This window comes from Streptomyces sp. NPDC002896 (genome assembly GCF_040295225.1).
Lineage (GTDB): Bacteria > Actinomycetota > Actinomycetes > Streptomycetales > Streptomycetaceae > Streptomyces.
The window spans coordinates 61,826-75,129 of the sequence record NZ_JBEOVA010000028.1; the positions used below are offsets into that span (position 1 = coordinate 61,826).

Annotated in this window: 10 protein-coding genes; all 10 read right to left on the minus strand. The window is 69.9% G+C overall.

Annotated elements, in window-relative coordinates; genetic code table 11:
• Positions 1-29 precede the first annotated feature (29 nt).
• The gene (locus tag ABT009_RS36265) at positions 30-662 is read right to left on the minus strand and encodes an MBL fold metallo-hydrolase (protein WP_351305039.1); all 633 of its coding nucleotides are present in this window, start codon (positions 660-662) and stop codon (positions 30-32) included.
• Positions 659-1,744, minus strand: coding sequence for an S-(hydroxymethyl)mycothiol dehydrogenase (locus ABT009_RS36270; protein WP_351305117.1), 1,086 nt, complete (start codon positions 1,742-1,744; stop codon positions 659-661). The genes ABT009_RS36265 and ABT009_RS36270 overlap by 4 nt, the downstream gene beginning before the upstream one ends.
• An 81-nt stretch (positions 1,745-1,825) precedes the next feature.
• Entirely contained in the window at positions 1,826-3,040 is a 1,215-nt protein-coding gene (locus ABT009_RS36275) for a cytochrome P450 (protein WP_351305041.1), read from the minus strand.
• A gap of 101 nt (positions 3,041-3,141) precedes the next feature.
• On the minus strand, positions 3,142-4,149 hold the full coding sequence (locus ABT009_RS36280) for a PDR/VanB family oxidoreductase (protein ID WP_351305043.1): 1,008 nt from the start codon (positions 4,147-4,149) through the stop codon (positions 3,142-3,144).
• A 100-nt stretch (positions 4,150-4,249) separates the two neighbouring features.
• The gene (locus ABT009_RS36285; RefSeq protein WP_351305045.1) at positions 4,250-5,056 is read right to left on the minus strand and encodes an IclR family transcriptional regulator; all 807 of its coding nucleotides are present in this window, start codon (positions 5,054-5,056) and stop codon (positions 4,250-4,252) included.
• Between the two features lie 130 nt (positions 5,057-5,186).
• Positions 5,187-5,855, minus strand: coding sequence for a hypothetical protein (locus ABT009_RS36290; protein WP_351305047.1), 669 nt, complete (start codon positions 5,853-5,855; stop codon positions 5,187-5,189).
• Positions 5,856-6,014: 159 nt separating this feature from the next.
• Entirely contained in the window at positions 6,015-7,034 is a 1,020-nt protein-coding gene (locus ABT009_RS36295) for an AraC family transcriptional regulator (RefSeq protein ID WP_351305049.1), read from the minus strand.
• Positions 7,035-7,383: 349 nt separating this feature from the next.
• Positions 7,384-8,316, minus strand: a complete 933-nt coding sequence (locus ABT009_RS36300; RefSeq protein WP_351305051.1) for an NADP-dependent oxidoreductase — start codon at positions 8,314-8,316, stop codon at positions 7,384-7,386.
• Between the two features lie 365 nt (positions 8,317-8,681).
• Positions 8,682-12,380: a family 78 glycoside hydrolase catalytic domain gene (locus ABT009_RS36305; protein WP_351305053.1), complete on the minus strand. Its 3,699-nt coding sequence runs from the start codon at positions 12,378-12,380 to the stop codon at positions 8,682-8,684.
• A gap of 154 nt (positions 12,381-12,534) precedes the next feature.
• Positions 12,535-13,302: a carboxymuconolactone decarboxylase family protein gene (locus tag ABT009_RS36310; RefSeq protein ID WP_351305055.1), complete on the minus strand. Its 768-nt coding sequence runs from the start codon at positions 13,300-13,302 to the stop codon at positions 12,535-12,537.
• Between the last annotated feature and the right edge of the window lie 2 nt (positions 13,303-13,304).

Below are 13,304 nucleotides of genomic sequence, written 5' to 3' on the forward strand. Positions count from 1 at the left end.
ACCCGTCGCAGCGCACTTTCGCAAGCGGCCTAAGAGCCCCGGTCGATCCACTCCTGGAGATGCGGGGCCTCGGTGCCGATGGTGGTCGATTCGCCGTGGCCGGTGCGGACCGCCGTTTCCGGCGGCAGTACCAGCAGGCGGTCGCGGATGGACCGGACGATCGTCGGGAAGTCCGAGTACGACCGGCCCGTGGCCCCCGGTCCGCCGGCGAACAGGGTGTCGCCGGTGAACACCGTGCCCAGTTCCGGGGCGTGCAGCGAGATCGCTCCCGGTGTGTGGCCAGGGGTGTGAAGCACCGTCAGTTCGGTGTCGGCCACGGTGATCCGGTGCATGTCGGAGAGGTAGCCGTCCGGGTTCCGGTCCGGGTGGGTGTGCTTCCACAGCAACCGGTCGTCGAGATGGATCAGGATCGGCGCACCGGTCGTGTCGGCGAGGGCAGGCGCGGCGTCTATGTGGTCGTCGTGGCCGTGGGTGCACACGATGGCCTTGAGCTGCCGGTCGCCGACGGCGGCCGCGATGGCGTCGGCGTCGTGGGCGGCGTCGATGACGATCACCTCTTCGTCGTCGCCCACGATCCAGACGTTGTTGTCGACGTCCCAGGTGCCGCCGTCCAGGCTGAAGGTGCCGGACGTGACCAGCTGCTCGATGCGGGCGGCCGTCACAGCACGACCACGGAGCGCAGAACGTCGCCCTTGTGCATCCGGGCGAAGGCGTCCTCGACCCCGTCCAGAGTGATCGTCTCGCTGACGAACGCGTCGAGGTCCAGGCGGCCCTGGAGGTACAGGTCGATCAGCAGGGGGAAGTCGCGGGAGGGCAGGCAGTCGCCGTACCAACTCGACTTCAGCGCCCCGCCTCGGCCGAAGACGTCCAGCAGCGGCAGCTCCAGCTTCATCTGCGGGGTCGGCACGCCGACGAGGACGACCGTGCCGGCCAGGTCGCGGGCGTAGAAGGCCTGTTGGTACGTCTCCGGGCGGCCTACGGCTTCGATGACCACGTCCGCACCGAACCCGCCGGTCAGCTCGCGGATCGCCGCCACCGGATCCGTTTCCCGCGAGTTGACCGTGTGCGTGGCGCCCAGGCCGCGGGCGGTCTCCAGCTTGCGGTCGTCGATGTCCACGGCGATGATCTTCGCCGCTCCGGCCAGGTGGGAGCCGACCACCGCCGCGTCGCCGACGCCGCCGCAGCCGATGACGGCCACGGAGTCACCGCGGGTGACCGCACCGGTGTTGATCGCCGCGCCGATGCCCGCCATCACGCCACAGCCCAGCAGACCGGCAGCGGCCGGTGACGCAGCCGGGTCGACCTTGGTGCACTGACCCGCGGCGACCAGGGTCTTCTCGGCGAAGGCTCCGATGCCCAGGGCCGGGGACAGCTCGGTGCCGTCGAGCAGGGTCATCTTCTGCTTCGCGTTGTGGGTGTTGAAGCAGTACCAGGGCCGGCCGCGCAGACAGGCGCGGCACTGGCCGCACACGGCACGCCAGTTGAGGATCACGAAATCGCCGGGCGAGACATCGGTCACGCCCTCACCGACCGACTCCACGACACCGGCCGCCTCGTGGCCGAGCAGGAAGGGGAAGTCGTCGTTGATGCCGCCCTCGCGGTAGTGGAGGTCGGTGTGGCACACCCCGCACGTCTGGATCCGCACCACCGCCTCCCCCGGTCCCGGGTCGGGGATCACGATCGTCTCGATGCCGACCGGCTCGCCCTTCGCCCGCGCGACGACGCCTCGTACCTGCTGGGACATTGCTGGTTCACTCACTTTCCGCGGAGATGAATAGACAGTGATGAGTCGACAGTGAGTCGACCGTGATGAATCGACGGCTGATCAAGCCACCGGCTGGACGCTCAGGGGCAGGGACGCCCACGAGCGCAGCGTGTTGTTGGGGTGGCGGTGCGGTGTTCCGGCGAGTTCGATCCGCTCGACGCGGCGGGCCAGGGCGGTCAGCAGCGCTTCGGCCTCCAGGCGGGCCACGTGCTGGCCGACGCACTGGTGCAGGCCCATGCCGAAGCCAACGTGGCCGGAGGGGTCGCGAGTGAGGTCGAAGCGATCGGGGTCGTGCCAGCGGGCCGGGTCTCGGTTGGCCGCGCCGAGGAACATGAGGATCTTCGTGTCCGCGGGAACGAGCGTGCCTGCGATGGTGACGTCGGTGGTCGCGGTGCGGAAGAAGGTCTGCACCGGTGACTGCCAGCGGACCGCCTCGTCGAACGCGGCCCGGGCCAACTCGGGTCGCTCCCGAAGCCGTTGCCATTCGTCGGGGTGGGTGGCGAAGGCGTACAGGCAGGCCGCCAGGCCGTGCACGGTGGTGTCGACTCCGGCGGTGAGCAGGGAACGCACCACCAACGGCGCCTGTTCGTATGTCAGATCGCCGCGGTCGGCGGCGGCCCAGATCTGCGCGCCGAAGCCGTCCTCGCTCAGCGCCTCGCGGGTGCACTGGGCGTTCACCCATGCCGACAGCTCGGCCACCCGGTGGGCGTCGGCCGCGACGAGGTCGTTGCGCGGGCCGAAGGCGTTGAAGGCCATGTTGCCGTACGGCAGGAGGTTCTCCCGGCCGTCCGGGCCGAGGCCCACGGCGTCCGGGAAGGCCCGCAGCGGAAATGCCTCCGCCAGCGCCACGAAGGCGTCGAACTCGGTTCCTTCGGCTAGGACTTGGTCGACGAGTTCCTCGGCCACCGCGGCCCACGATGCGCGCAGGCGGCGCAGGGCGGGCGGGGCCAGGATCTCGCGCAGGATCCGGCGCGGGGCGTCGTGCCGGGGCGGGTCGGCCTCCAGCAACAGGCTCGGCGGACGCCACGGCTTCTCGTGCCGGAAGTTGGCCAGACCCACGCCCGCCCCCGACTCGAAGTGCTGCCAGTCCACCAGAGCCGCGTGCACGTGCTCGTAGCGGGCCAGCGCGTGGACGTCGTAGCGCGAGAGGTACACGACCGGACCGGCCTCGCGCAGGGCCTGGTGCAGCGGTTCAGGGTTCAGCAGGACCTCGTGGGCGAACGGGTCGGCGTCACTGACGGGCGGCACGACGGCACGCTCGAGTGCCTCGGTCATCAAGGCTCCTTGGGGAAGTGAAGGATCTCAGAGGTCGGCCTCAGAGAGCGGTCAGAGAGCGGTCTCAGAGAGCGAAGGAAGTCTCAGAGAGCGGAGGGATCTCAGAGATCGAGAACGAGACGGTCGCCGCAGGAACGCGACACGCACAGGAACATGCAGTCGTTCGCCGCCCGTTCGTGGTCGGCCAGCACCGAGTCCCGGTGGTCGGGCTGCCCCTCCAGCACCGGTGTCAGGCATGTTCCGCAGGTGCCCTGCTCGCAGGAGGACAGCACGTCCGCGCCGACGCGGCGCACCGCCTCCAGCACCGAGACCTCCGGGGTGATGGTGACGGTGCGTCCGGTGCGGCGCAGCTCGACCTCGAAGGGCGCCTCCCGCACCGGCACGGTCTGCGCGGCTGCCGTGAAGCGCTCGACCCGAAGGGCGTACGGCGGCCAGGCGGCGCAGGCCGCTTCGACGGCGGCGAGCAGCGGGGCGGGGCCGCAGCAGTAGACCTTGGTGTCGGGGCGCGGGGTGCCCAGCCAGGCCGCGAGGTCCAGCAGCCCGAGCTCGTCCTGCGGGACGACGTGCACCCGCTCGCCGTAGGCCTCCGTCAGTTTCTCACGGAAAGCCATCGACGCCCGGGTCCGGCCGCCGTACAGCAACTGCCAGTCAGCGCCGAGCAGTTCGGCCTGGCGCACCATGGGCAGCAGCGGGGTGATGCCGATGCCGCCCGCGATGAAGAGGTACTTCTCCGACGGCACGAGGGGGAAGTGGTTGCGCGGGCCGCCGACCCCGACGCGGTCGCCCGGCCGCAGCCGGTCGTGCACATACGCGGATCCTCCCCGGCCCGCGGGCTCCCTCAGTACGGCGATCCGGTAGGTGCGCGGGTCCCATCGGTCGCCGCACAGGGAGTACTGCCGGGTCGTCCCGTCCGGCAACACCAGATCGATATGGGAACCCGGCGTCCAGTCCGGCAACCGGGCACCGTCCGGGTGCACGAGGGCGAGTGACACGACCCCCTCGGCGACGTCCTCCTTCACGGAGACCGTCAGGGTCGCCGCGTTCCTCGACGCCGACTGTCCTGCGCCGACGCCGGACTCGGCGTCCGCAACCACGCTGCTTCCGACCACGTTGTCGCCTCCCGTCGTTGGGTTGCAGGCAGGATGCGCGGCGGCGACGGACGGTCGCGACGGCATTCTCAACCATTGAGAGACGAACTTCCGTCGGCTGTCATACGGCCGTTGCACTGCCGTCACGTGGGTCGCCGGACTCCCGACGCCGCCCCGGGGCGTCCGGGGCACCCAACGCACGGGAGACACCACGTGCAGCGGTCCGCACCACCGGCACGACGGACGTGGCCCCCGCCTCGTTTGGGACGATCACCGCCAACGCGGCTACCACCTCACCGCGCGCGTCACGCACCGGCGCCGCGATGCCCAGGGCGTCCGGGTGCACGTACCCCGGGCAGTACGCGTATCCCTGCCGGCGAACCTCGGCCAGCACGGCCCGCAGCCCCGCGGCAGTGGCGGGAGTGTTCGGGGCGTAGCGGTGCAGAGGCTCGTCGAGCACCCGACGGCGCAGGTCCGCGGGGCCGTGGGCGAGGAGGACCAGGCCACTGGAGGAGGCGTGCAGCGGAAGGCGGCCCGCGATGCGGGTGTAGTTGATGACGGCGCCCGGTGCCGTCAGCCGCTCCAGGAACAGCACCTCGTCGCCGTCCAGCACGCCGAGCTGGACGTGGTGGCCGACGACGTCGTGGACGCCCTCCATGAAGGGCATGGCCGCGTTGCGCAGCGACAGGGTGGGCGAGGCGCGTGTGGCCAGCTCCCACATGCGCATGCCGATCCGGACCCGGCGGTCGGCGTCCCGGGTCAGGAACCCGTACGAGACCAGCTCGGCCACCAGCCGCGACGCCGTCGCCACGTGCAGCCCCGTACGGCGGGAGATCTCAGAGACGGTCAAGGCCGACTCCTCCGGCGTGAACGCCTCGAAGATCCGTACGACCCGCGCCAATACCGACTCGCCGTTCTGTGTCCTCACCTCGCCATCATCGGATTCCTTTCCAGCACGTCAAGCCCACGCAAGCGCCGTACGGCCGGCGCCGGAGCACGCCTTGGCTGCACCGGCGTCTGCCGGCGCAGCCGAGGGTCACTCCGTTCCGAGCGCCGCCCTAGACCGCGGCGAACCGGAGCTGTTCGACGACCTTGCCGCCCTCGCGCCGGGTGAAGGTGGCCGACCGCTTGCCCACCTGGCTGCCGCGGATGACGCAGCTCCAGCCGGGACGAACGTCGGCGGCGACCTGAAGCAGGTGGCTGTCGGGGCTGGTGATGGTGACGAAGGGTTCCTCGTGGGCGTACGGGTCGGGCTCCCCTTCGGCCAGCTCACGCCCGAAGATGTACTCCTCCACCATTTGCCCCCTGTGGTGGCGGGCGACGGTGCAGAGGCGGAAACCGCCGGGAACGTAGTGGCCGACGGTCGCCGTCCACTCCCCCTGCACGACCTGCGGGTAGTGCTGAAGGATCCGGGCGTCGGGGTTGTCCTTGAGGATGTCCTTCATGGCGGCGATGTGATCCTCCACCGTGGTGGTCGCCTTCCCGTACATCTCCACATAGACATCGGACGCGTGGTAGTACGCCTGCATGTCCCACTTGCGGTTGTTCCAGGCGACGAAGTCCGCGATGTGGAAGTGGATGCAGTTGTCCTTCTCCAGCTGGTATCTGCCGCCGTACTGCGGCGGGCGAGGCGACGCCGACGCGGGCACTGCCAGTGCGGGGGCCACAGCCAGCGGCACACCGACCGCCGCGGCGCCGAGCAGAGTCCGCCGGTTCAACGATTCCATTGCCTTCTCCGGTTTCGAAAAGCCAGGTCGAGGCGGGAAGACGTCGCCCGGGACTTCGTCCGGAGCGGCAGATCTCCCGCACAACCAGCCTCGCCAGCCGGAGTGGATCAGGCCATGAAGGAATCCGCTGGATCCATGCACCTTTCGGGATGCCGCCGTTCAGGGCGAGGAGTGGGCACCCGACGACGCGGCGCCGTCGCGTACACGCGTGCGGTAGGCCTGCGGTGACTCCTCGTACCGCTGCTTGAAGGCGCGCGAGAAGTAGAACTGGTTGCGCAGGCCGACCCGGGATGCGATCTCACCGATCTGCAGGTCGGTGAACCGCAGCAGTCGGGATGCTTCGAGCATGACCCGGTCCGTGATCAGCGCCTTCGTCGCGCGGCCGGTGCTCTTGGACAACGCGCGGGCCAGCAGCGGCGCCGGCACTCCCAAGGCGTCGGCATAGTGGTCCACGTCGTGGTGGTGGGTGAAGTCCCGCTCCAGCAGTGCCACGAACCGGCGGTGCAGCCGTGCGTCGACGTCGTCGCTCATCGACCCGCCGGCGCGGGCGTCGTCGTAGTAGCGCTGGGCCCACAACAGCAGCGTGAGCAGCAGGTGCCGGTGCACCTCGACGTTCAGCGCGTCGTGCGGACGCCGCGCCTCGGCCGCCAGGATGTCGACCAGCCGGTCCATCCGTGCCGCGTCTTCGGCCGGCACGCTCACCGACTGCGTCCCGTAACGTCCGACGAGCCACACCGGGTTGACCTGCGTGACGGACCCCTCGTACAGGAGGTCGTCGCCGAAGCTGATGACCGCGCCGTCGACGTCGCTCATGTGCTCGTACCGGTACACCTGGCCACGGCCGACAAGCGTCAGGCTGGGAGAGGCCACCTCCAGCGGCTCGCCGTCGATCACTTGCCGACCGGTGCCGGAGCGGACCCAGAACAGCGTGTGGAAGTCCTGGCGCTGCTCCAGCCGGCAACCCGTCTCGTCGTCGGGCACACCCGACCGGATCCTCACCACGTCGAGGGACGGCCCGCCCTCCGGCAGGCTGCGCACCGGCAGGTCGCGCGGGCTCCCCGGCCGCAGACGGAACCGGGGCGGCTTCCACCTCGTCGACTGCCGCACCTCACCGCCCCCGGAACCCGGCGACGCGGGGACGCTCATAGGCCCGACCGGGTCCAGCTCCTGCGAATCCATGGGCCCATCTTCCACCGCCCGGGACCCTTCCGACGTGACGCTGCTCACAAGCCGTTTGCCGCGCCCCTCGCCCTCGCCGTGTACCTGGTCAGGCGGCACGGCGGCCAGGACGCACGGGCCCAGTCACTCGACGCAGCACGGTAAGCACCGCAACAGGCCGACGCGGAGGTCCCCCTCGCCGACGCATCCGCCGCCATCGCCCAGGCCCGCGCGGTCACGCCACCGGAATGACGGTCGTCATCCCCTGAAAGGTACCGACGGCACTCGGCCCCACCGCCCATGTACGCGGTGGAGCCGAGTGCCGTTGTCCAGCACGATGTCTGAGGCTCACGCCCGGACTCGGACTCGATCACGGGATCAGGGCGATCTTCCCCCGGGTGTGCCGCCGCTCCAGTTCCGCGAAGGCGTCGGCGACGCGGTCGAGCGGGTACGTGGCGGCCACCGGAAGCTCGACGGAGCCGGATGCGACCAGATCGACGAGCTCCACCAGGATCTCCCGTGCGGTCGCATTGTGGCGGCCGTCGGTCTTGGCGCCGATCTCCGCCGCACGTTCCATGGCGACGGTCGTCTGAATGCGGTCCGGCGGTAGGCCGAGAGCGACGGCGAGGTCGAGGTACTCCGGCCCGTAGAGGTCGATGAACACGTCGACTCCGCTCGCTCCCGCGGCCTGCTCGAGCCGCTCACGAAGGCCTTCCCCGTACGGCACCGGGACGACGCCGTGCTTCTCCAGCCACTCGGCGTTGGCCGGCGAGGTGATGCCGAGGACGCGCACACCCTGGCCGAGGAGCAACTGCACAAGGAAGGTGCCGACCCCGCCCGCGGCCGCGGACACCGCGACTGTTTCTCCGGGCCGAGGAGCGACGGCGCGGGCGGCGGCGTAGGCCGTGGCGCCGACCATGTGCAGGGAGCCCGCCGCCTCCCAGCTCAGCTGAGGCGGCTTGGCCACCAGTTGGGCCGTCGGCACGGCCACGTGCGTCGCCTGCGCCGACGGACCCGGCGTCCAGCCCAGCACCTCGTCGCCGACGGCAAGCTCGTCGACCCCCGCGCCGAGCGCCACGACGACTCCGGCGAGGTCGCTGCCCTGGCCGGAAGGGAAGTCCACCGGGAACAGATCCCGGATCACCCCGGAGCGGATCATCGTGTCGAAAGGGTTGATGCCGGCGGCACGGACCTCCACGACGACTTCCCCCGGCCCTGGCTGGGGCATCGGGACTTCGGTGAGATACAGCACGTCACGATCGCCGTACCGATCGAAACGCACCGCCCGGGCCTGTGGGTTCATGTCTTCTCCTGATCCAGGGAATCACCCGACGGAGATCCCCAAGTGCCGGCGGTTCTCGGAACTGCACGAGGAACCGGCACGACTCGCCTGATGTCGAAAGACCTCGTTCCGACCCGGTCCCGGACCGCGGAGAGCAGGAGCTGTTCGACGGCCTGGCCGCGGATTGCGACTCCCGTTTTCGCTCCACGTCCGTCCCGGCCGCGAGATCACATACGCAGCCTCGTCGGCCGGAGCGGCTCGGTCCATGACGGAATCCGCTGGATCCATGCACTTTTCAGGAGGCGTGAACACGCAGCCGCCCGCCATGCACACCGCGTGTGCCGAGGGCGACAGCTCGGCACGGCGCGGTGGTTCACGCGGTTGGGTCAGCGGGCGTTGAAGCGGTACGACCCAGCCCGGACCCGGTAGACCTTGTAGGCGGCGCCGCCGGAGGTGTCGTCGCGGAGGAAGGCGACCCCCGGGGGCGCGGTGACGGGCTTGCCCTGGGTGGGGACCCAGATCTCGGCCTCGGTGTTGTACGGAATGGTCACCGCGAGGTCGATCCTGCCGTCCGGGCGGCGCTGCCACTCCGAGGACACCTTCCCGCGCACGGTGTCGATCGAGGCGCTGACGTGGTCGAGGGTCGCGGGCGACAGGTCGGTGTCCTGTGTGTCCTTCGGGACGCGGCTGTTGACCGCGGCGGCGGGGATGTACGGGCGGATGCGCAGCGACTCGTAGGCAGTTGAGGTGGGCTTGATGCCGGCCAGGCTCTGGTAGAGCCAGGTGGCCACGTTGGAGCGGTAGTGGTGGTTGACCGAGAGCCGGTCGGTCCACTGTTCCCACAGCGAAGTCGCACCCTTGGCGATCTGGTACACGTAGCCGGGCACGCCGGTCTGGGTGACGGCCTTGAGAGCGATGTCCGTGTAGCCGTACTCGCTGAGGATGTTGAACTCGTAGCGCGAGCCGTACATGTCGTTCTGGATGTGCTGGTCGGCGGCCACGATGCGGTCGGCGAGCAGCTTGGCGAGGGCCTTCTTGTTCTCGGCGAGCGTCTTCGTGCCCGCCAGGTAGCGGGGGTCGTCGGGGCTCAGGTCCGAGCCGGGCACCAGGTCGAAGGCGATGGCCATGGCGTTTTCGCTGGAGATGCCGCCCTGGGTGAAGTGGCCCTTTGCGGCGTCCCAGTAGTTGGCGATGAACGCCTTGCGCAGGGTGCGCGCCAGCTTCGCGTAGTGGGCGGCGCGTTCGGTGCGTCCGAGCCCCCGTCCCACCTCATCCATGTAGTCGCAGAAGTGGATGTAGAAGGCGAGGCTGATGACGGCGTTGCTGCCGGGGCTCTCGGCGCCGGAGTACGCGCCGAGGGATGCGTCGAATTTGTAGTCGTTCTCGGCGGTGAACAGCGTCTCGTAGTACTTCAGGAGCGTGTCCTGGTGGTCGTAGAGCTCGGCGAACAGGCTGCTGTTGCCGTAGTACGTGTACAGCTCCCTCGGGATGACGAAGTACGCCGAGTCCCAGGCCGGCACCGCCTTCCACGCGGCGTTCCAGCCGGGGGTGTGGTCGTAGCCGTATCCGCCCTTGGCGATGGGGACGAACATGGGCAGCTGACCGGTGGAGATCTGGGTGTCGGGGAAGTGGCGCAGGTAGTTGGTGAGGAGAGCGTTGACGTCCCAGGTGAGGGACTCCGACTCGGAGCTGGCCATGGCGTCGCCGGTCCAGCCGTTCTTCTCCCGTGACGGGGTGTCGGTGGGCTTCTGGACGAGGTTGTTCTGCTCGGCCCACTCGAGATTGCGCTGGAGGCGGTTGATCAGGGCGTTGTCCGTGGTGAAGGTGCCGGTGCGGGCGAACCCGGAGCGTGCGACGTCGACGGTCAGCAGGTCGGCGTCCCGTTTCAGGTCGGGGGCCCGGCCGAGGACGGCCTCGAGGTTCATGATTTCCAGGTAGCGGAAGCCGAAGTGGCTGAACTGCTGTTCCCAGGTCTGCGTCGATCGTCTGCCGAGGGTGTAGTAGTGCGTCTGGAGATTGGCGTCGTGCTGGAAGTTCTCCTCCTCGACGGAGAGCGGGGAGGCGGCAGTACCGCCGCCGGCGGCGATCCGGTTGCCGCCGCAGATTCGCAGGGTGAGGCCCTCCTTGTCGGAGCTCACGTCGGTGAGCGCCAGGCGGACGAAGCCCGTCAGGATCTGGCCGTAGTCCAGGACCCAGGTCCCCGAGCCGGGAGCGGTCTCGGTGAGGGAGACCGGGCGTAGCGTGTGGTTGACCAGTACCGGCTCCGCCTCGTGGGCCCGTACGACGGCCGGCTTGAAGCCCTCGGGAACCGTCGTGGCAGGCAGCGCGCCGTGGTACTTGGGCGAGGGGCCGGAGCAACTGCCCGGAGGGATCAGCACGGTGGCCGGGCGCCACTCGCGGCCGGTGCGGTAGCCGGCCGAGCGCCACTCCCCCAACTCCTCCGCGCGCCGGGCGTTGTACTTCTCTCCCGAGTAGACGGAGTCGAACGTCGTGGGCCCGTCCGTGCTGAACCAGCCCTTGTCCGTCACGAGTGTGGTGGCGGAGCCGTCGGTGTGGGTCACGACGAGCTTCGCGCGCATGCGGGGCTGGCCGGCGTAGGGGGCGAGCTGCCAGTACCACTCCTGGGGCGTGGTCACGCCGTACCAGCCGCGGCCGAGTTCGGCGGCGACGACGTTCTCCCTGTCTGCTTGGAGCAGCGCGGTGACGTCGAAGGTGTCGTAGAGCACGGTCCGGTCGTAGGTGCTCTGGTCGGTGAGCAGCCGGGGCACGTTGGTCCGGTTTCGGGCCGCTCGCTTGCCGTCGACGGTGATCGGGTCGCCGTTGACGGTGAAGGTGACGTTGCCGGCTGCGCTCAGGTGCAGACGGGCCTTGGCGATGCCACGCCCGCGGGGCAGTGTGAACGCGCGGCGCAGCACCGGTGCCGGGTTGGCGATGGGCAGCACGGTGTTCTTGGCGGGAATGTAGGGGTTCTTGGGCGGGAAGGTCAGGCCGGCGAGGGTGCTGATCCCGTTCTCGAACGGGTTGGCGCCCGTGGTGAGGTCGACGGAGAAGTCGGGGGCGCCGGTGCCGGTCACCTTGACGCTGCGGACGGCGGCGGAGGTGCCGCCGCCGAACCCGAAGCTGCCGTGGCGGCGGATCTGGTCTCCGGCGAGCGTGCGGCTGTCGACCTCGACGCCGTTGACGGTGGTGGTCACGGTGAGCCCGATGGCCGCGACCTCCACGGTGTGGTCGCGGGTCGCCCAGGTGTCCTTGGTCAGGCCGGTCGAGGCGGGGAGGGTGACCGCGCCGACCGGGATGCTGCGGGTGCCCGCGGTGGTGGGGTTGGTCTCGCTCTGCGGGTCGTAGTAGTCGACGCCCCAGTTCGGCTCCGAGGTGCCGTCGTCCACCCAGGTGTTGCCGGCGTAGTGGCTGGTCTTCATGACCAGCTGCATGTCGTCGCCGCTCTGCCGGACGGTCCAGTTGAGCGCCTCGCCCCAGGTCTTGCCGATGGGTTCGGCGCGCAGCAGCAGCGACAGCCCGCTGACGGCGTCGGAACCACCGCGGAAGACGACGGTCGCGGACAGGTCCTTCCAGTCGTGGTCCTGCGCCTCACGGCCGCCGATCCACTGCACACCCGACCAGTCCTTGTCGCCCTTCAGCAGGCCGGTCTCCCAGGTCGTGGGCTCGCTCCAAGGACCGGGTTTCCCGTTCTCGTCCCAGGTCCGCACCCGCCAGAAGTACGTCTGCTCGGACCGCAGCGCGCCGCCCCCGTAGGTCACCTCGGTGCTGTTGGAGCCCGCCACCTTGCCGCTGCGCCAGACGTCCGCCTTGCCGGGACCGGTGCCGACCTGGATCTCGTACGCGGTCTGCTCGGCCACGGGAGGCACCCAGCTGAATGCCGGGGCGGTCTCCGTGCCCAAGGGCTCGACCCGGGAGTTGACCTGCAGATTCACGGGTGCGGAATCGCGTCCGCCGGACGTGGCCGAGCTCGCTGCCACGGCGTTCGGCGCGGCGACGGCGAGCGGGAGGGAGGCCCCGGCTGCCGCCGCCGTCATGATGCCGAGCATGTGTCGGCGGCTCAGCGCACTTCTGTTCTCCTCGGCCACGGCTCAGATTCCTTTCGTAAGCGGCACAACGGGCCCCGGCGCGCACGGCGGCAGCCCGCACTCGGAAGAGGGTTGAAACGTTTCAAAACCTTCCAAGTGGTAAGCTTACGAAGAGCCTGTGTCAGAGCACAATGCTTTGGTCGAAGGACGGCGGTCAGTCGGGCTTGGACGCCCACGCAGTCTCGACCGCGTCGGCGAGTGCCTCCCCCTTCGCGAAGCCGTAGTACGCGGCGAACTGCAGCACGATCTCGTCCATCTCCTCCTTGGTGAGGTCGCCGGAGTGGAGCGCGGCGGTGACATGCGTCTGCAGCGGGACGGGCGAGTCGTCGAGGGCCACGCTGGCGACGGTGACGATCCGGCGTTCCCGGCGGGTCAACCCTGGACGCTGCCAGACGTGCCCGAAGACGAAGTTGAGGATGCCGGCATGCCGGTAGGGCGAGTTCGTGGGCGGGGCGGGCGTGAGGTTGACGTCGATGAACTCCTCCACGCCCCGCTTGAGCCGCTCGTCCCACGCGCCGGGGCCGAGGGTGTCGTTCGTCAACTGCGGCCAGGGCGGGGTCTCCTCGCCGCGCTCGCGGTGGATGCGGTCCCACTGCCGGGCGATGGCCCCCTCCAGGTGGGACGCTTTGGGCCACCCGCAGTACACCGCGAAGTGCAGGACGAACTCCAGCAGGGCCTCGAGCCCGATGTCGCCGCTTGCGAGCGCCGCGTGGACGTGCTCCTCGATGGGCCGGGGGGAGTCGGCGGCGGCCACGCACGTCAGCGTGACCCATCGCCGGTCCCGGCGGCTCAGTCCGGGACGCGACCACACCTCGCCGAACAGGAAGTCACGCGAGGCCCGGCCGAACGGGGTGGTCGCGGCGGGTGCTTCGGCGGTGGCAATGACCTCGGTCACGGTCCGTTCCACGTGGGTGCCGTCCATAA

Excerpts from the sequence above, each read along its gene's own strand:
- ABT009_RS36290 (WP_351305047.1), bottom strand. The coding sequence starts at position 5,855 with ATGGAATCGTTGAACCGGCGGACTCTGCTCGGCGCCGCGGCGGTCGGT.
- ABT009_RS36270 (WP_351305117.1), bottom strand. The coding sequence starts at position 1,744 with ATGTCCCAGCAGGTACGAGGCGTCGTCGCGCGGGCGAAGGGCGAGCCG.
- ABT009_RS36300 (WP_351305051.1), bottom strand. The coding sequence starts at position 8,316 with ATGAACCCACAGGCCCGGGCGGTGCGTTTCGATCGGTACGGCGATCGT.
- ABT009_RS36310 (WP_351305055.1), bottom strand. The coding sequence starts at position 13,302 with ATGGACGGCACCCACGTGGAACGGACCGTGACCGAGGTCATTGCCACC.
- ABT009_RS36295 (WP_351305049.1), bottom strand. The coding sequence starts at position 7,034 with ATGGATTCGCAGGAGCTGGACCCGGTCGGGCCTATGAGCGTCCCCGCG.
- ABT009_RS36275 (WP_351305041.1), bottom strand. The coding sequence starts at position 3,040 with ATGACCGAGGCACTCGAGCGTGCCGTCGTGCCGCCCGTCAGTGACGCC.